This is a genomic window from Ruminiclostridium cellobioparum subsp. termitidis CT1112 (assembly GCF_000350485.1).
Classification (GTDB): Bacteria; Bacillota; Clostridia; order Acetivibrionales; family DSM-1351; genus Ruminiclostridium; species Ruminiclostridium termitidis.
The window spans coordinates 22,614-40,912 of sequence record NZ_AORV01000017.1 but is presented as its reverse complement, the minus strand read 5'-3'; the positions used below and the strand labels follow the sequence as shown (position 1 = coordinate 40,912).

12 protein-coding genes are annotated in these 18,299 nt (G+C 43.5%); 9 read left to right on the top strand and 3 right to left on the bottom strand.

Annotated features, from left to right (window positions below; all coding sequences use genetic code 11):
* Positions 1-11: 11 nt before the first annotated feature.
* The 3 genes from uxuA (at position 12) to CTER_RS03330 (ending at position 5,457) form a co-directional block, all read left to right on the top strand.
* A complete protein-coding gene (gene uxuA / locus CTER_RS03340; RefSeq protein ID WP_004623745.1) occupies positions 12-1,097 on the top strand; it encodes a mannonate dehydratase in 1,086 nt (361 codons plus the stop codon).
* A 77-nt stretch (positions 1,098-1,174) separates the two neighbouring features.
* Positions 1,175-3,262: an alpha-glucuronidase family glycosyl hydrolase gene (locus CTER_RS03335; protein ID WP_004623734.1), complete on the top strand. Its 2,088-nt coding sequence runs from the start codon at positions 1,175-1,177 to the stop codon at positions 3,260-3,262.
* Between the two features lie 23 nt (positions 3,263-3,285).
* Positions 3,286-5,457, top strand: coding sequence for a glycoside hydrolase family 3 C-terminal domain-containing protein (locus CTER_RS03330; protein WP_004623712.1), 2,172 nt, complete (start codon positions 3,286-3,288; stop codon positions 5,455-5,457).
* 288 nt (positions 5,458-5,745) lie between these two features.
* Here the strand turns inward: CTER_RS03330 and CTER_RS03325 are convergent, their stop codons facing one another.
* Positions 5,746-6,600, bottom strand: coding sequence for an AraC family transcriptional regulator (locus tag CTER_RS03325; protein WP_004623701.1), 855 nt, complete (start codon positions 6,598-6,600; stop codon positions 5,746-5,748).
* 275 nt (positions 6,601-6,875) lie between these two features.
* On the opposite strand from CTER_RS03325, the gene CTER_RS03320 reads away from it, so the two are divergent.
* On the top strand, positions 6,876-9,938 hold the full coding sequence (locus tag CTER_RS03320) for a glycoside hydrolase family 2 TIM barrel-domain containing protein (protein WP_004623710.1): 3,063 nt from the start codon (positions 6,876-6,878) through the stop codon (positions 9,936-9,938).
* A gap of 159 nt (positions 9,939-10,097) precedes the next feature.
* Here CTER_RS03320 and CTER_RS03315 read toward each other — a convergent pair whose 3' ends face one another.
* Both CTER_RS03315 and CTER_RS03310 read right to left on the bottom strand, forming a co-directional pair.
* Positions 10,098-11,261 (bottom strand): Gfo/Idh/MocA family protein, encoded by a 1,164-nt coding sequence (locus CTER_RS03315; protein ID WP_004623759.1) that lies wholly within the window; start codon positions 11,259-11,261, stop codon positions 10,098-10,100.
* 12 nt (positions 11,262-11,273) lie between these two features.
* Entirely contained in the window at positions 11,274-12,263 is a 990-nt protein-coding gene (locus CTER_RS03310; RefSeq protein WP_004623722.1) for a sugar phosphate isomerase/epimerase family protein, read from the bottom strand.
* 306 nt (positions 12,264-12,569) lie between these two features.
* Between CTER_RS03310 and CTER_RS03305 the strand changes: the two genes are divergently transcribed.
* The 5 genes from CTER_RS03305 (at position 12,570) to CTER_RS03290 (ending at position 18,038) form a co-directional block, all read left to right on the top strand.
* Positions 12,570-13,820 (top strand): oxidoreductase, encoded by a 1,251-nt coding sequence (locus CTER_RS03305; RefSeq protein ID WP_004623694.1) that lies wholly within the window; start codon positions 12,570-12,572, stop codon positions 13,818-13,820.
* 32 nt (positions 13,821-13,852) lie between these two features.
* A complete protein-coding gene (locus tag CTER_RS27380) occupies positions 13,853-14,020 on the top strand; it encodes a DUF362 domain-containing protein (protein WP_004623730.1) in 168 nt (55 codons plus the stop codon).
* Between the two features lie 313 nt (positions 14,021-14,333).
* A complete protein-coding gene (locus CTER_RS03300) occupies positions 14,334-15,833 on the top strand; it encodes a sugar ABC transporter ATP-binding protein (RefSeq protein ID WP_004623707.1) in 1,500 nt (499 codons plus the stop codon).
* Positions 15,830-16,807 carry an ABC transporter permease gene (locus CTER_RS03295; RefSeq protein ID WP_004623753.1) on the top strand — a complete coding sequence of 326 codons (978 nt, stop codon included), beginning with the start codon at positions 15,830-15,832 and terminating at the stop codon, positions 16,805-16,807. The genes CTER_RS03300 and CTER_RS03295 overlap by 4 nt, the downstream gene beginning before the upstream one ends.
* A gap of 67 nt (positions 16,808-16,874) precedes the next feature.
* A complete protein-coding gene (locus CTER_RS03290; protein ID WP_004623716.1) occupies positions 16,875-18,038 on the top strand; it encodes a sugar ABC transporter substrate-binding protein in 1,164 nt (387 codons plus the stop codon).
* Positions 18,039-18,299: the final 261 nt, after the last annotated feature.

Here is an 18,299-nt window from a genome sequence, read left to right as displayed (position 1 = left end):
GAGATGATTTTTTGAAAATTACATTCAGATGGTTTGGAGAAAAGGACGATAGCATAACTCTGGAACAAATCAGGCAGATACCGGCCGTCACCGGAGTGGTGGGCGCATTGTACGATGTGCCTGTGGGTGATGTATGGCCCATGGAAAAAATTCTGTCACTAAAAAATTCAGTGAAAAAAGAAGGATTGGAGCTGGAGGTAATAGAAAGTGTCAATATCCATGAAGATATTAAACTGGGCCTTCCTTCCAGAGATCAGTATATAGAAAATTACAGGCAGTGTATCAGAAATCTTGGAAAAGCGGGAGTCAGGGTTATTTGCTACAATTTTATGCCGGTATTTGACTGGCTTAGATCAGAACTTGCCCACAAACTGCCCGACGGTTCGGAGGTTCTCTATTATGACCACAATGTTGTAAAGGATATAGATCCGGTCAAGCTGGTAGAGGATATGGCCACAAATTCAAACGGATTTGCATTGCCGGGCTGGGAACCCGAGAGATTGGCCGAATTGAAGGATACACTGGAAAAGTACAAAAGTGTGGATGAAGAGAAGCTGTTTGAAAATCTTAAATATTTTCTTGATGGAATAATACCTGTATGTGAGGAAGCAGACGTAAAAATGGCAATACATCCGGATGATCCGCCATGGTCACTTTTCGGACTGCCAAGAATAGTAACCTGCAGGGAGAACCTTGACAGGCTTGTGAAGCTGGTGGACAGCCCATATAACGGCTTGACCCTTTGCAGCGGTTCGCTGGGTGCAAATCCGGAAAATAACATACCCGAGATCATCAGACATTTTGGAGGTATGGGAAGAATCCATTTCGGGCATGTAAGAAATGTAAAGTTCATCGGTGACAGGGTATTCCATGAGACCTCACATCTGTCCGGGGACGGTTCGCTGGATTTGTTTGAAATAATGAAAGCTTATCATGATATAAATTTTACAGGGTATATCAGACCGGACCACGGCAGGATGATCTGGAGTGAAAAGGCAAGGCCGGGATATGGTCTGTATGACAGGGCTTTGGGAATTGCTTATCTGAACGGACTTTGGGAAGCTATTGGAAAAATGAAAAAACTTCAGAGTAAATAAAAAGTATTAATGTATTATATATAGCAACTCGCAGTAACAATTAAAATATAAATTCGAAGAAGTCAGGGAGGAAACTGATGAGTAATTTTGTGGTTGCAGGCAATCCGAAAAGTACTTCCATGTACAAGTGCTGGCTTAAATATTACAAGCTTGAAAATAAAAAATTGTCCGGTGAATATAAAAATCTCTTGAAAAGCATTGTGATTAAAGAGAATACGGCGATTACACAAAGTGCGGTAAATGAGTTGAAAAGGGGCCTGGCCGGGATTCTGGGAATCAGGCCCGAGATTTCTGAGGAACCGGCAAAACCGGCTTTTCTGATGCTTGGAACTCTTTCAGGGAATAAGAGTATTGCCGGGCTGCTGGGCAGGGAAAAGCAAAACCTGGGAGAAGAGGGTTTTATAATAAAGCTCCTGACAGAGAATGAACAAAAGCAGCTTCTGGTTGCCGGAAAAACCGACAGAGGGCTGTTATACGGTGTATTCAGCCTGCTGAGACTCATTCAGACAGGAACCGGGTTGGATGGACTGCCAAGAATTGAAAATCCCGTAAATCAGCTGAGAATGGTAAACCATTGGGACAATATGGACAGAAGTATCGAAAGAGGCTACGCAGGAAAGTCGATATTCTACAAAAACAATAAAATAACAGGGAACCTCGCAAGGATAAGCGACTACGCAAGAATGCTGGCCTCGGTGGGCATAAATGCCATAGCCATAAATAACGTTAATGTGCATAAATTTGAAACCCTGCTGATAACCGACAGATATATAAAGGATGCAGCAAAGCTGAATGAAATATTCCGCAGCTATGGAATCAAGCTCTTCCTGAGTATAAACTTTGCCAGTCCCCTGTCCACAGGAGAGCTTTTTACTGCTGATCCCCTGGATAAAGAGGTACGGAAGTGGTGGAAAAACAGGGCGGAATTTATTTACGCGTATATGCCCGATTTTGGAGGTTTTCTTGTAAAGGCTGATTCAGAAGGCAGGCCGGGTCCGTTCACCTACGGGCGTACTCACGCAGATGGAGCAAATATGCTGGCTGAAGCCTTGAAACCGCACGGCGGCCTTGTTATCTGGAGATGCTTCGTCTACAACTGCCTGCAGGATTGGAGAGACCGTACCATTGACAGGGCAAAAGCTGCTTATGACCACTTTATGCCGCTGGACGGAGCCTTCGCGGAAAATGTATTGCTTCAAATAAAGAACGGGCCCATGGATTTCCAGGTGCGTGAACCTGTTTCCCCGCTCATAGGCGGCCTGGAAAAAACAAATCAGGTGCTGGAGCTTCAAACAACCCAGGAGTATACGGGACAGCAAAAACATTTATGCTATCTGGTGCCTATGTGGAAAGAGGTATTGGATTTTGACACCTGCGCAAAAGGGCGGGGCACAAGTGTAAAGAAAATTATAAGCCGTGAGGTGTTCAAAAACAAATACGGCGGGTTTGCCACTGTTACCAACATCGGTGACGACACCAACTGGACAGGGCACCAGATGGCCCAGGCAAATACCTTTGGGTATGCGCGGCTGGCCTGGGACCCCGAACTGACCTCGGAAGAGATTGCCGAAAGCTGGATAAGGCTTACCTATTCAAATGACAGAATTCTGGTCGACACCATAAAGGATATGCTCCTGGGCTCCTGGAGGACTTATGAAAACTACACGTCACCTCTGGGCATCGGCTGGATGGTCAATCCGAACCATCATTACGGCCCAAATGTCGACGGCTATGAGTATGACAAGTGGGGAACCTACCACCGGGCAGACCACAAAGGTATCGGCGTGGACAGAAATGTCAGGAACGGAACCGGCTATGCGGGGCAATATCATAAGGAGGTGGCCCGTCTCTATGAAAATGTTGAGACATGCCCGGAGGAATTACTGCTGTTCTTCCACTACATCCCTTATGACTACAGGTTGAAATCAGGGGAGACCTTGATACAATACATCTATAACACTCATTTTGAAGGCGTTGAACAGGCAGAGGAGTTAAAGCGGAAGTGGGAAAGCCTGAAGGATAAGGTAGAGGAGGATGTATTCGGCCATGTAATGGAGAGGCTGGAAGGACAAATAACACACTCAAAAGAGTGGAGGGACATTATCAACACCTATTTCTTCAGAAAGACCGGAATACCTGATGAGCTGGGCAGAAAAATATATTAGAGCTAAATCAATTTGGAGATTTTATGGACAATATTCCTGATTATTTGAATAAAGATTTGAGTTTTGAGGCCAGGGCAAAGGATCTGGTCTCAAGGATGACCCTTGAGGAAAAAGTAACGCAGATGCTTCACAGCGCTCCGGCGATCCCCCGTCTGGGCGTGAGGGCGTACAACTGGTGGAATGAAGCACTCCATGGAGTTGCAAGGGCGGGGACCGCTACAATGTTTCCCCAGGCAATAGGCATGGCCGCAACCTTTGATGAAGAGCTCCTGTATAAGGCAGCCGATATAATATCAACCGAAGGCAGGGCAAAATACCATGAAGCGCTGAAGCATGACGACACGGATATTTACAAGGGGTTGACCTTCTGGGCTCCCAATGTGAATATATTCAGAGACCCCAGATGGGGCCGCGGACATGAAACCTACGGAGAGGATCCTTACCTGGCAGGAAAGCTGGGGGTGGCTTTTGTGAAAGGACTTCAGGGAAATGATGATAAATACCTGAAAACAGCTGCCTGCACCAAGCACTTTGCAGTGCACAGCGGCCCCGAGGGAGAACGCCACAGCTTCAACGCCGTAGTTTCCAGGAAGGACATGTATGAAACCTACCTTCCGGCCTTTAAGGAATGTGTCAAAAAAGCGGGGGTTGAAGCTGTCATGGGTGCATACAACAGAACCAACGGGGAGCCCTGCTGCGGAAGCAAAACCCTGCTGAAGGATATTCTCAGGGACCAATGGGGCTTCAAGGGCCATGTGACCTCTGACTGTTGGGCAATAAAGGATTTCCACGAAAATCACATGGTTACAAAGACTGCACCTGAATCTGCGGCCCTGGCCGTTAACAACGGCTGTGATCTCAACTGCGGGAATATGTATATCAATCTTCTGATTGCCCACAAGGAAGGACTTGTGACCGAAGCACAGATAGATCAGTCGGTTGTCAGGCTGATGACCGCGAGAATGAAGCTTGGCATGTTTGATGACGACAAAGATGTGCCCTATGCCTCAATTCCCTTTGAGCTTAACGACTGTGACCGGCACAGGGAGTTCTCGCTTGAGCTGGCCAAAAAGTCGCTTGTATTACTGAAAAATGCCAGCAATACCCTTCCTATGGACAGGGAAAGGGTAAAAACAATTGCAGTCATAGGCCCTAATGCAGACAGCAGGAATGCCCTGGCAGGCAATTATTCCGGAACTGCCTCACGTTATACCACAGTGTTGGAAGGGATTCAAAATGCTGTTAAGCCGGGTACAAGGGTATATTATTCGGCGGGCTGCCACTTATTTAAAGAGAAGCCCGGACTTGCAGCTCCCAAAAACTTTTTCGGCGAAGCAGTTGCAATGGCCCAACGGTCCGATGCGGTGGTATTATGCCTTGGACTTGATGCCACACTGGAGGGTGAACAGGGGGATGTATCCAATGAGTATGCGGGCGGAGACAAGTCAGACCTGAATTTGCCCGGGCATCAGCAGGAACTTCTCGAAACCATTTGCAAAACAGGAAAACCCGTCATACTGGTACTGCTGTCAGGCAGTGCGCTTGCGGTAAACTGGGCCCATGAACATGTGCAGGCCATAGTACAGGCCTGGTATCCGGGTGCCGAAGGCGGAAAAGCCGTAGCATCACTGCTCTTTGGTGAATTCAGCCCCAGCGGAAGGCTGCCGGTTACCTTTTACAGAACTTCGGAAGAACTGCCCGACTTCTGCGATTATTCCATGAGAAACCGGACATACAGATATATGGAGAATGAAGCTCTGTATCCCTTCGGCTACGGATTAAGCTATTCCAATTTTGAGTACGGCGAATTGCAGATTGACAGGAGTAAGCTCAATACGGGTGAGGAATTCAGCTGCCGTGTTACCCTTAAGAATACCGGCAAATATGAAGCCGATGAGATAGTCCAGCTTTACCTGGAGGATGTGGAGGCAAGTGTAGAAGTGCCCAGGTGGCAGCTCTCAGGCATAAAAAGAGTACACCTTTTGCCGGGGGAGACAACTGAGGTATCCTTTACTGTTACTCCAAGGCAAATGGCCCTCATAGATAATGACGGCGGGTGTATTCTGGAGCCGGGCAGGTTTAATGTATACGTATCCGGATGCCAGCCCGACAGGAGAAGCCTGGAGCTGACCGGGAACAAAACGGCCAGGGGAAGCTTTGAACTGGCAGGCAACAGGCTGGAGCTTGAGTACTGATAAACATACTTGTATAATTTAACTCGTTGTGCTGTTAAGTTGATTCTCGACTTTGCAGTTCCACAGTTTGTGCTGATTAACCGGTACGCGAGTACAACTTCAAGCAATGGTGAGCACGGTAAAAGTGCTTGCTGAAATTTGTAGGTGAACAACAAGTATTTTAGCCGTACTATTTCAAGTAAGCGCTTTGTGTGCCAGCATTGCTTGAAGTTAGTATGGAAGTACCGGTACAATTAGTAACATTTCTTACTCGCAAAATTGGTCAACCAATTTGCACAACGAATGGATTTACGCCTGTGTTTCCAGTCTGTTTTTATATTCCCTGGGAGACTGTCCGGTATTTTTCTTAAAAATCCTGCTGAAATAGAAGGGGTTGTCATAGCCTACAATGGATGATATTTCAGAAATGTTGAATGAGGAGCTTGGTAAAAGCTCCTTTGCTTTTGCTACTCTGATATCGGTTATATACTGCTGCGGAGTCATGCCTGTGTAAGTCTTAAAACAGTTGATAAACCAACAGGTACTCATATTGCACATTTTTGCATACTCCGTTACACTTTGCTTTTGCGTAAAATTTTTATTCATAAGTTCAATAATATTCTGCAGTTGTTCATTTATCCGGTGGATGTTGGAGCTTCCTTCGGACATGTTTCTGGACATAAGGGACAGAAGCTCCAGGGCATAAAGGTTTGACAGCTCGAAAAATTGTTTTCTCCTCAGCTGCAGTTCTCTTATTATTTTCTCGAATATTGGTATATAATTATTCTTCATTCCAACATTGAACAGAGAGCCGCCTTTAAAGTCCAAATTATTAAGATAAGTTCCGGCCTGTGCTCCTGAAAAGTGAAGCCAATACACTTCGGGGTTGTTTTCCAGATGATATATGTAATATTGGGGTTGACGAGGCAGATAAATAACAGCAGAGCCTTCTTCTACTGTCATAAGCTCTCCTTCAATTTTAAAATCTGCGGTACCTTTGGCCACATAAAGGAGCTGATAATCCGGTCTTCCTTCGGACCGGCTTGTTTCAAAGGATGCCTGTTTTACCAGCCTGTAATAACCGCAGCTGTTTACAGAAAAAAAGTTCTTGCTGTCAACAATATCCTCGTCTGCATCATTAATATAGCCCGATATATTTATCATATTTTTACTCCTTTTGCTTACTCCGTTTAGTTTTATTGTAATTATTAAAAAGAGATTTATTTACACATACTATATTTCGAATACAAATTTGATTTGTTAATACCGATTTTTAATGGATTATATCTATATATTATACTATTTACACCGGCAGCACAAATGTGTCTGTTTAATTTTGTGCAGGTTTTATTCTATTTTATTAATGGAATCGGGTATAACCGGAAGGTATAATTTAAATTAAGATATGCACTTATTAATTCGAAAGTGGTGATGACAATATGTTGGTTAAAAATTATTTTGAAGATACAAAAACTCTTCATGTTGGTACTATGGAGGATAGAGCGTATTATATTCCTTATCCTCATCAGGCCGGGGCCATGTCCGGGGACAGAAATACATCGAAACGGTTTCAGCTCCTTAACGGAGAGTGGAACTTCAAATATTTCAACAGCATTTACGATATAACGGAGGAGTTTTATCTGGAAGGCTGCGACATGGAGGGTTTTAATAAAATACCGGTTCCTTCAGTCTGGCAAAATCATGGCTATGACAGGCACCAATACACAAATATCAAATATCCCTTTCCTTTCGATCCCCCTTATGTGCCGGTGGAAAATCCATGCGGAGCTTATGTGAGACAATTTGAAATAGCTGCAGGCAATGAAGATATGAGAAAATACATCAATTTTGAGGGTGTGGATTCCTGCTACTATCTCTGGATAAACGGCGTATTCGTGGGCTACAGCCAGGTTTCACACTCCACAAGCGAATTTGACATAACGGATTTCGTCAGGGAAGGTACAAACACCATTGCGGTGCTTGTTTTAAAATGGTGTGACGGGAGCTATTTGGAGGATCAGGACAAATTCAGGACCTCGGGTATTTTCCGTGATGTCTATATACTCTATCGTCCTCAGGAACACATACGGGATTTCTTCGTAAAGACAGCACTGTCGGATAACTATAAAAAGGCAGACATTACGGTTGAACTTGAATACCTGGATGGGAAGCCGGTGCCGGCAGACTATGTGCTCCTGGCTGCCGATGCAAGAACCGAGTTGGGAAGAGGAACTGTGCAGGAGGGGGACTTCCGTATAAATCTGGAAAATCCCCGGCTCTGGAATGCCGAACAGCCGAATTTATATACCCTGGTTTTGAATACGGCCCAGGAAGCCATAGCCATAAGGGTTGGCATCAGGGAGATAAAAATAATTGACGGTGTTGTGTACCTGAATGGAGAAAAAATCAAATTCAGAGGAGTGAACAGGCACGACAGCAATCCGGTCACAGGCCCTGCCGTGACAGTAGAGGATATGCTGAAGGACCTCACACTGATGAAGCAGCACAACATAAATGCAATACGTACCAGCCACTACCCCAATGCGCCTGTGTTTACCGAATTTTGTGACAAATACGGTTTTTATGTTATTGCTGAGGCTGATATTGAAACCCACGGCACAACAACTATTTTCGGCGGGGGACAGGATGGCAAAGCCTTTCCGATGCTGGCTCACGATCCGGATTATGAGGCTTCAATACTGGACCGGGTTAGGAAAAATGTGATCAGGGATAAGAATCATGCGTGTGTTGTAATCTGGTCTCTTGGCAATGAGTCGGGCTTCGGCAGAAACTTCGAAAGTGCATTGAGATGGATAAAGGGCTATGATACCAGCAGACTGACCCATTACGAGAGCGCTCATTACACTCCCGAAGGCTATAAATGTGATTTCAGCAATTTGGACTTATTCAGCTGCATGTATGCCTCAATAGAATATATTAAAAAATATTTTGAAGAAGTCAGAGGAGATAAGCCGTTCATACAATGTGAATATATTCATGCAATGGGCAATGGGCCGGGAGATATTGAAGACTATCATGATTTGATTCAAAAATATGACGGCTTCTGCGGCGGCTTTGTGTGGGAATTGTGCGATCATGCCGTCTATATGGGCAGAACTGAAGACGGAAGGGAAAAGTATTACTATGGGGGTGATTTCGGAGAATTCCCCCATGACGGAAATTTTTGTATGGATGGGCTTGTTTACCCCGACAGAAGAATCCATACGGGTCTGCTGGAGTATAAGAATGTGATCAGGCCGCTGAGGCTGGTAAAGGAGAACCCAAAAGAGGGGAAATTCACATTCCAGAATATGCTGGACTTTGTGAATACAGGGGATTACCTGTATGTATCCTACAGTGTGGCAAGGAACGGTGAAGTGATTGCCCGGGGAATTATAGAGGATGAAAGTATCCTGAATATCAAGCCCCATGAGGAAAAAGTTATTTATCTGACATTTGACCAGCCTATTGAAGGGGATTGCTATATTAAATTTGATTATCACCAAAAAAACGATCTTGCTTTAACAAAGAGGGGACATCTCCTGGGCTTTGACCAGGTTAAAGCGGCAGTTGACAGGATTGGGCTGAAGGAGGACAGAATCAAAAGCCTGCTGGGGGAATATGATTCTCCAAAGGGCGAAATGTCCTTTAGTGAGACTGACAGATATATATTCGTATCGGGGGTTAACTTCAAGTACACCTACAATAAACTGACAGGTGCTTTTGAAAGGATGGTCTACGATAATAATGTGCTCCTTGAAAAGCCCATGAACTATAATATCTGGAGAGCGCCTACCGACAATGACAGGAATGTGCGGGGAAAATGGGAGGAATGCGGTTATGACCGGGCTTTCTCAAGAGCTTATTCCACACAGGTATCCATGGAGGACAGCAACATCAGAATAATAACAGAGCTATCCGTTACCGCTGTCCATATTCAGAGAATACTGGATATAAGTACGGAATGGAATATTGCCGGCGACGGTACAATATCGGTGAATATGCAGGTGGAAAAGAATATGGAGACACCATACCTGCCGCGTTTCGGCCTCAGACTGTTCCTGCCTCAGGAAATCAACAAGGTTGAATACTTTGGCTTCGGGCCCTATGAAAGCTATGCCGACAAGCGCAGAGCCTCATATATTGACAGGTTTACAGCCAGGGTGGACAATTTGCACGAGGACTATATCAAACCGCAGGAAAACGGAAGCCACTGGGGCTGCCATTATGTAAAAGTCAGCTCGGATTCCGGTCTTGGTCTGCTGGTTTTGGATGATGAGCCTTTTGGTTTTAATGCTTCTTACTATACTCAGGAGGAATTAACCAGCAAGCTGCATAATTTTGAACTTGAAAAGAGCGGCAGTACCGTTCTCTGCCTGGATTATGCCCAGAGCGGCATAGGCTCCAACAGCTGCGGACCGGAATTGATAGAAAAATACAGGCTTAACGCACAGCGGTTCCATACCACAATGCTGTTGAAACCATTTGTGAAAAGTGAGTAAGAACCCGTAAAAATTATAAGCAATATGTAATATAAAGCTCTGTGAACTGCAAAAGCAGGAATCTCCAAGATTTGTATACAAATTTGGAGGATTCCTGCTTTTTATATACTTTTTATTTATTCAAAAAATATGTTTGAGATCCGCTTTTTTTTTACTTCTTCAGCTGATCTCATCCGGTGCAGTCCAAACAGAGTCATTTTTTGCACTCTTGACCACGGCATGAATGAACCTGACACCTTCAACCCCATCTTCAATTTTGGGGAAATCCATATCTTCTTTTAATAGCTTTTCTCCGTTAATTGTTTTCAGAACGGCACTTAAATAAGTTTTGTAAATATTGGCGAAGGCTTCATAGTAGCCCTCAGGATGTCCGCTGGGTATGCGGTTTAATTGGGCGGCTCTTCCGGTGATATATCCTGTACCTCTTTCATAAACGGCTGATGGCTGTCCTTTAAGTGTAACCTTTAGCTGATTTGGCTGCTCCTGCCTCCATTCGATTGCACCTTTAGTGCCAAAGATCCTCACAGTTAAGCCGTTTGCATAGCCTACGGCTACCTGTGAGCAGGAATAAACTCCGCCGGCGCCATTGTCAAAGTCTATAAGTATGTTTGCATTCAAGTCCAGAGGCTGGTTGAAGTAATCCAGTTTGGCTGCAACGCGCTTGATTTTCAATCCGGTCATATATGCAACGGTATTTTCAATGTGAGTGCCAATATCCCCCACACAATTGGATATCCCCGAAACTTTAGGATCTGTCCTCCAACCAGACAGCTTGGCAGTTTGGGAAGCACTGCTGCCGATGGAGTCTATAAGCCATTCCTGCAGATATTCCGCATTAACATTGATTATCCTGCCTATTGCACCTTCCTCTATAAGCTGCTTGGCCTGTTTCACCATGCCATAGCCTGAATAGGCGTATGTGACCGCAAAAAGCAGTCCTCTTTCACGGGCAATTTTTTGCAATTCCTCCGCATTGCTTATTTCAGAACAGAGTGGTTTTTCGCATACCACGTTGATATCATGGAGCAAAAATTCTTTTGCAATATCATAATGCGAGCAATTGGGGGTGACAATACAAACAAAATCAATTTTATCATTCCTCAGACTTTCTCTCTGGGCCATTTCCCTGTAATCGGGATAAACCCTGTCTGATGGCAGGCCATAGTAACTTCCGGTGTCAAGATTGTTTTGACTGTTTGAACTGAAGCATCCTGCCGACAGTTCGGCATTAATTTCAAAATTAAGAGCGTTTTTATGAACTCTTCCGATAAAAGAATTTAAACTTCCGCCAACCATGCCATAACGAACAATACTGCGCTTCATTTTACAACCTCCTCAGCTTTTAATTGCATCATCAAACTTTACATTTGAAGGAGCGAAATCCACCTTTTTTACAAATGCCGCTGCCTCCGCTCCGCCATACTCTCTCTCCATACCGCTGTCTTCCCATTCCACTGACAAAGGACCCTGGTAATTATATCGGTTTAAAACGCGGATTATTTCTTCAAAATTCACATCCCCATGCCCTAAAGAGCGGAAATTCCATCCTCTTCTCAAATCTCCGAAATCAACATGTGAACCCAGTAATCCGGATTTTCCATCCAGGGTTACTGCCGCATCCTTCATATGCACGTGATATACTTTGTGAATGAAATCATTCAGGAAGATATGGGGCTTGATTCCCTGCCATATAAGGTGGCTTGGATCAAAGTTCAGTCCGAATTCTTCACGGCCGGCAAATTTTTGAAGGAGTTTTTCGGTGGTATAGTAATCAAATGCGATTTCACCGGGATGAACTTCCAAGGCAAATTTAATGCCGTTTTCCTTAAACACGTCCAGTATTGGAGTCCACAGGCGGACAATTTCGTCAAAACCTTCCTCAACCATTGCTTCGGTTGTCTGAGGGAAGGAGTAAAGGTATTTCCATATGGGAGATCCGGTAAAGCCTGTGACAACCTTTGCGCCAAGCCGTTTTGCAGCAATTGCGCAATACTTCATTTCCTGGGTAGCCCAGGCCCTGATTCCCTCAGGATTGTTCCAGTATTCCTTGGGAGCGAAGTTGTTCAGTCTTGTGTCAGGCCCGTCTCCTACACATTGGCCTATAATATGTGCCCCGATTGCTTCACATTTCAAATCATACTTTTTTAAAGTATCCAGAATGTATTGCACGTAACTTTCATCCTTTGCTGCCTTTGATGGATTTAAATGATTGCCCCAGCATGCGATTTCCAAGCCTTCATAGCCCATTTGTCCGGCCTTTTGACACATAGTATCAAATTCCAGATCAGCCCACTGCCCTGTAAATAATGTTACCATTCTGCCCATTATATAGCCTCCTTTAGATTAATAGTTATTAAAAGCCTTATACCCTCTAATGTTATAATACAAATCCGGTATTTATAATTCCTGAATAATACTTGATTAATTCTAATATAAACCTAGTATAATATTCTGTATATTCAGGGCACATCCTTTGGGCAAATTTTCCTGATGACTAACAACACTAGTTTTTTATTAGTATTTTACAGTCATTTTATAGGCGTTGTTCTTTTTCTCATTTGGTTTAAACTATAAGCATCAGATGAGCTCATTCGCATAAAACCAAATAATTTCTAAAGGAGTGTTTCAAAAATGAGTGAATTAAGTCCGCTTTTTAAACCCTTGAAGATTGGCAGCAGGGTAGCCCCAAACCGTATAGTTATCAATGCTATGGAATGCTGTGATGCTTTACCGAATGGTGATCCGAGTCCGGAAACTTATGCACGTTATGAAAGACTGTTTGAAGGGAAAGCCGGTATTGTTGTTTTAGAGGCTATCACCCCCCAGTACGAGCATAGATCCCGTAAAGACCAGCTTTCAATCAGAGAGCACAATATACCGGCGCTGAAAAAGTTTGTTGCACACCTTAAAAAAATAAACCCTGAAACTATTTTATTATTTCAGATCACACATTCAGGTGAAATAAGCAATCCTGAGTTTTCAACCAGAATACGCGTTACCAAAGAACCGCTTCCCGGCTATGAGGATGCAAAGCTTGTAGGAGAAAAGGAAATCGATGAAGTAATTGCTCTTTATATACAGGGGGCAAAATACGCTTATGAAGTTGGAGCTGACGGAGTAGATCTCAAGCTCTGCCATGGCTACCTGGGTTCTCAGATTCTCAGGCCTTACAACAAAGAGAACTGGAAATACGGAGGCAGCTGGGAAAACCGCAAGCAGTTTGCAATTAATATTTACGATGGTGTACGTGCGGCTATTCCCGACCCGAATTTCATAATTGGTTCAAAAATTTCAATTTATGAAGGATTTCCGGGCGGCTGCGGGACCTTGAATGCAAACAGTGCATGTATGGATCTCACAGAATCAATAGACCTGATAAAAACATTGGAGGCTCATGGAGCAAACTTCGTACTGCAGTCGGCGGGTTCGCCTTCCATTACTCTGGATCTGGCCCACCCTGACGTACGTACTCCCGACTATGCTTATATTCACTTCTATCTGCAGAAGGTATGCCGCGAAAATTTGAAGCCCGAAACAGCAGTAATAGGTTCCGGCTATTCAATATACAGGGATGGAAGAAAAGGCTTCCATGCAGTTAAGAGGGAAAATAATACGCTTCGCTTCTGGGGAGAGAAGAACATAAGTGACGGTATTGTTGACGCTATAGCAATTGGACGTCAATCTTATGCAGATCCTTTTCTCCCGGCAAAGATGGAGAAAAGCGATGATGCATCCATTAAGTGGTGTACTCTTTGCGACCACTGCGTAGAGATGCTGATTTCGCAGACAAAAGTAGGATGTGCGACCTTTGACAGGAAATATACTGATGAGTATGTAAATATGATTAAGACAAAAGGCGGAATCAAAGAAAAGCACACTTAATGTTTTGACGGCTTATGAAAGGTGGTTGGAATATGGCATACGTTATAAGCAGTGACTGTATCTCCTGTGGCCTATGTGAGACAGAATGTCCTGTGAGTGCAATATCAAAGGGTAATTCCCAATATGAGATAGGAACGGATACATGTATTGATTGTGCATTATGTGAATCACAATGCCCTGTAAGTGCAATTTCAAAATAGCAGCACAATAATATCTAAAATAAGGTGTTGTTAATGCTATCGTATATCACGAACTGATTTATATAACTCATTAAATCTGAAGAAATAGATACTTTATGTATACTTATATCATGGCAGCACCTTGTCTTTTTAACCCTGGCATAAGATTTGACCCCATTGGAGATTTGTATCAAGCAATTCAAACCTACCTAATTGGTCTTCTTATGCTTTTTTTTGAAGTTTTGGGTTGGTTTTATCAGAAGTATCATGGACAAAAAAAGTGTTAGTAGAGTTTTTGCCAGTATTTAGAAGGGATAAAGGGGGCAATTAATTAATGCCTGAAAAAAGATGTTTACTCGACATTCAAGGAATATCAAAACAATTCTCCGGGGTAACTGTATTTTCTGATTTTGATTTTCAGGTTTACGAGGGAGAAGTCCACTGCTTGTGCGGAGAAAATGGGGCGGGGAAATCCACCTTTATTAAAATTTTAGCAGGAGCGCATCAAAGGGACAGCGGTGAAATCAATATAGAGGGAAATCCGCTGCAAGGAAAACTAAATCCGGCATTGTGTATGAAATTGGGTATTCAGACAATATACCAGGAACATACTCTTATGCAAAATATGAGTGTTATGGAAAATCTCTTTATCGGAAAAGAGGTAACAAAAAGACTTGTTTTAGACCGCAGACAAATGTACAAAGAAACTCTTGACGTTCTGGCCAAGATCGGTGTAACAGGCCTGGATCCTCAAATACCTGTAAGACTGCTGGGCACTGCTCAACAAAAGTTTGTTGAAATTGCAAAAGCATTTGTACAGGAGGCCAGGGTCATTATAATGGATGAACCAACCGCATCCTTCGGCTGTCATGAAATAGAACAGCTGATGAGTGTTATCCAGGCGCTTAAAGAAAAAGGAGTAGGCATTATATATATTTCACATCACCTTGAAGAGGTATTCCGTATTGCAGATAAGGTCACAGTAATACGTGACGGAAGAAAAATAAGGACATATGACAGAACTGAGATTGATGAGGCTTCCATAATAAGAGATATGGTAGGCCGGGATGCCTCCATGTTTTATAGCAGAGAAGCAGCCGGAATAGGCGAAACTGTTATGGAAGTACAAAATCTTTCGGGTGGTGGAGTGAAAGACATATCTTTTTCACTGCGGAAAGGTGAAGTTTTGGGGTTCGCAGGTTTGGTAGGAGCAGGACGCACAGAGATGGCCGAACTGTTATTCGGAAAGAAAATTCCTGAATCAGGTGAAATCATGATTTCAGGAGAAAAAGTCAGATTCAAAGCGCCAAAAGACGCTATAAAGGCCGGATTATGCATGATAACTGAAGACAGGCAGCTTACCGGTTTATTTACAAGACAGAAAAACTCTCTTAACACGATTTTGGCGCATTCGGCGAAATTTCCGGTCAGATTCATGCATCCGGACAGGGATAAAGAAACCTGCTGTGAATATATTGAAAAGCTAAAAATAAAATGCAAGGGACCTGATCAGCAAGTGCGTTTTCTGTCAGGGGGAAACCAGCAGAAAGTAATCCTATCCAAGTGGTTTCATTCAGACGGAAGCATTTACATTTTCGATGAACCGACACGGGGAGTGGATATTGGAGCAAAGGAGGAGATTTATAAGGTAATGGTGGAGCTGTGCAGGCAGGGTAAATCTATTATCATGATATCCTCCGATATGCCCGAGGTCATCGCAATGAGTGACAGGGTAATGGTTATGAAAGATGGGAGCATTCTTGCAGAGCTTTCAAAAGAGGATGCTGATTCAGAGACAATACTATCGTATGCACTGGGAGGATGTAAAATATGAGTAACAGCCAAATTGAAAAATCAGCATTTGTAAATACATCTGTCAGGAAAAGATTATTCGCAAATGATAATATTTTTTTGTTTTTAGGGTTAATTATATACATAATAGTCTGTTCAATAATAGCCCCTAATTTTGCCACCGGCTATAATGTAAGTATTGTGCTTGAACAGCTGGCTGTCCCTGGAATCCTTTCAGTGGGGATGTGTGTGTTAATGATCTCGGGGGGAATTGACCTGTCAGTGGGTACGCTGCTTTCCTTTGCTGCATGTTCCATGGCCTGGCTGATATATGGAGGCACACCGGTTGTAATTGCGGTCATTGTCGGTGTATTGATTTGTGTAGTCTGTAATTTTCTCATGGGTCTGCTGCTGTCGCGGACTTCTCTGGAACCATTTATCGTATCGGTGGGAGCAATGATTATTTATAAGGGATTTGCGTTAATAACCACAAATGGCGCTGAATACCCCATTCCCGGGAAATTCGGTTTTGCAACCAATATAAGATTTTTCAACCTTCCCCTAATGGTATACATAATGATATTGGTATACATAATATTTGCACTGCTTCTAAGATATACGAAATTCGGACGCTGGCTTTATGCAGTGGGCGATAATGAAGAAGCGTCGTTTCTTGCAGGAATAAGTGTCAGAAATTTTAAGCTTTCTGTTTATGTTATCAACGGACTGGTTGTTGCATTAGCTACTATCTTAATGCTTTCAAGAAATGAAGTTGGAAATCCCTACCTTGGAACGGACCTTGAAATGAGAGCTATTGCGTCCGCTGTTGTCGGAGGTACTGCGTTATCAGGGGGCAAGGGAAATATTGTTGGAACACTGTTGGGAACCATATGGATGGGCATAATCTCCAACTCCTTGAACGTTATAGGCGTATCTGCGTTCTGGCAGTATGTGGTCACGGGAGGAATCATTGTTGTAGCGGTATTCGTTAATAATTTGAGATACAAGGTGGCATAAACCCAAATTAATTCGAAATTTGTGACAGTGGTCATAAAAATAAAAAAATAACAGGGGGAAAATCATCATGAAAAAAGTATTAACTCTGGTCCTGGCAGTTGTTCTGCTATTAACTGCAGCAGCCGGTTGCGGCAGCAATGGCGCAAACACGGCTGTCCAAAGCAAGGAATCAAGTCCGGGTACGGCAGCATCCGGCAGTACCGTTTCATCTGGGGAAAAAGGAAAGAATATAGGATTTATACTGGCAGGTTCTGATATCTATTATCAGAAGGGCTACGAAGTTTTTGAGGCACTTGCCGGGGAAGAGGGCTGGAAGGTGACCAAAACCACATCAGACTATGATCCCAAAAAGGAAACAAACAATGTTCAGGATATGGTAGCCAAAAAAGTCGATGCAATTGTTTTGTGTACAGTCAATTCATCAAATGGTTCCAAAGCCGGAGAAATAGCCAATAAAGCAGGCATTCCCATATTCTACATCACATCTATTCCCGATCCGAAGGGCCCTGGAAAGCCTGACGGATGCGTTTCAGGTCCATGGTATGAAGGCGGATACGAAATAGGTGTTCTCGTGGGTAAAAATTATCCCGCAACTGCGAAAATAGTAACTGTTGAAGGCGGATACGGACAGGCTATAGCAGAACTTCATAGAATGGGCTTCCTGGATGCGCTTGCCGAAGCCTGGGGAAAAACACCGAAGCAGGTTTTTGATGATAATATTGTTTATAACCAGACAGGTGGTTTTATGACCGATAAGGCCCAGACAGTAATGCAGGATGCAATATCTAAGACCGGCGGAAATTTTGATCTGGTTTATGTTCATAATGAAGCGATGATGGATGGTGTACTGAAAGCAATAAAGAGTACCGGCAAGACATATCCCGTATACGCCATAAATGGAAAGGAAACTACAATCCAGCAGATTAAGGAAGGAACCGTAGAGGCTACGGTCTCGATTCCCCCTTCAAGCGAAGGAGAGATGGTATTCCAGCAGGTTAAGGCAAAATTCAAGGGTGAAACATATCCGGTATATTTGAAAAATATCTATGTTCCGGTTGTTAAAAACAATGTTGAAACCGCTTCAATTCTCCCGTGGCTGGATTCCAAAAATTATGTTGAAATGTCCAAAGCAGGAAAAACAGGCATTGACATAATGAAATTGAAGGACAGCGGTCCAACGGATCCTGATTGGAGCGAAATGCTGGATCTGAATGGTGCCAAGAGCAAGTAACGGTTAATAGCGCAACTGTCCTTGCCGGCATATTCAAAAATGCCGGTAAGGACGATGCAGCTTCTATTTGATAATATCTTGCCTATAAGCCGTGGATGCGGTAAAAGCAAAGTACGGATTGGAGGGAAGTGTTATGCTGTATTGCAAGTATTGCAACTATCTTAAGATTATTAAGGATAATGACCGGCAAACAGATAAACGGGTATATTTATGTGAATTAGCCGGTATTATCTTTGAGTGTGACATTGAATCACTGAATAT

What these genes read in the sequence shown, in the direction of transcription:
- CTER_RS03315 (WP_004623759.1), bottom strand. Translation starts at nt 11,261, where the DNA reads ATGAAGCGCAGTATTGTTCGTTATGGCATGGTTGGCGGAAGTTTAAAT.
- CTER_RS03295 (WP_004623753.1), top strand. Translation starts at nt 15,830, where the DNA reads ATGAGTAACAGCCAAATTGAAAAATCAGCATTTGTAAATACATCTGTC.
- CTER_RS03305 (WP_004623694.1), top strand. Translation starts at nt 12,570, where the DNA reads ATGAGTGAATTAAGTCCGCTTTTTAAACCCTTGAAGATTGGCAGCAGG.
- CTER_RS03330 (WP_004623712.1), top strand. Translation starts at nt 3,286, where the DNA reads ATGGACAATATTCCTGATTATTTGAATAAAGATTTGAGTTTTGAGGCC.
- CTER_RS03335 (WP_004623734.1), top strand. Translation starts at nt 1,175, where the DNA reads ATGAGTAATTTTGTGGTTGCAGGCAATCCGAAAAGTACTTCCATGTAC.
- CTER_RS03310 (WP_004623722.1), bottom strand. Translation starts at nt 12,263, where the DNA reads ATGGGCAGAATGGTAACATTATTTACAGGGCAGTGGGCTGATCTGGAA.
- CTER_RS03325 (WP_004623701.1), bottom strand. Translation starts at nt 6,600, where the DNA reads ATGATAAATATATCGGGCTATATTAATGATGCAGACGAGGATATTGTT.
- CTER_RS03320 (WP_004623710.1), top strand. Translation starts at nt 6,876, where the DNA reads ATGTTGGTTAAAAATTATTTTGAAGATACAAAAACTCTTCATGTTGGT.
- CTER_RS27380 (WP_004623730.1), top strand. Translation starts at nt 13,853, where the DNA reads ATGGCATACGTTATAAGCAGTGACTGTATCTCCTGTGGCCTATGTGAG.
- CTER_RS03290 (WP_004623716.1), top strand. Translation starts at nt 16,875, where the DNA reads ATGAAAAAAGTATTAACTCTGGTCCTGGCAGTTGTTCTGCTATTAACT.
- CTER_RS03300 (WP_004623707.1), top strand. Translation starts at nt 14,334, where the DNA reads ATGCCTGAAAAAAGATGTTTACTCGACATTCAAGGAATATCAAAACAA.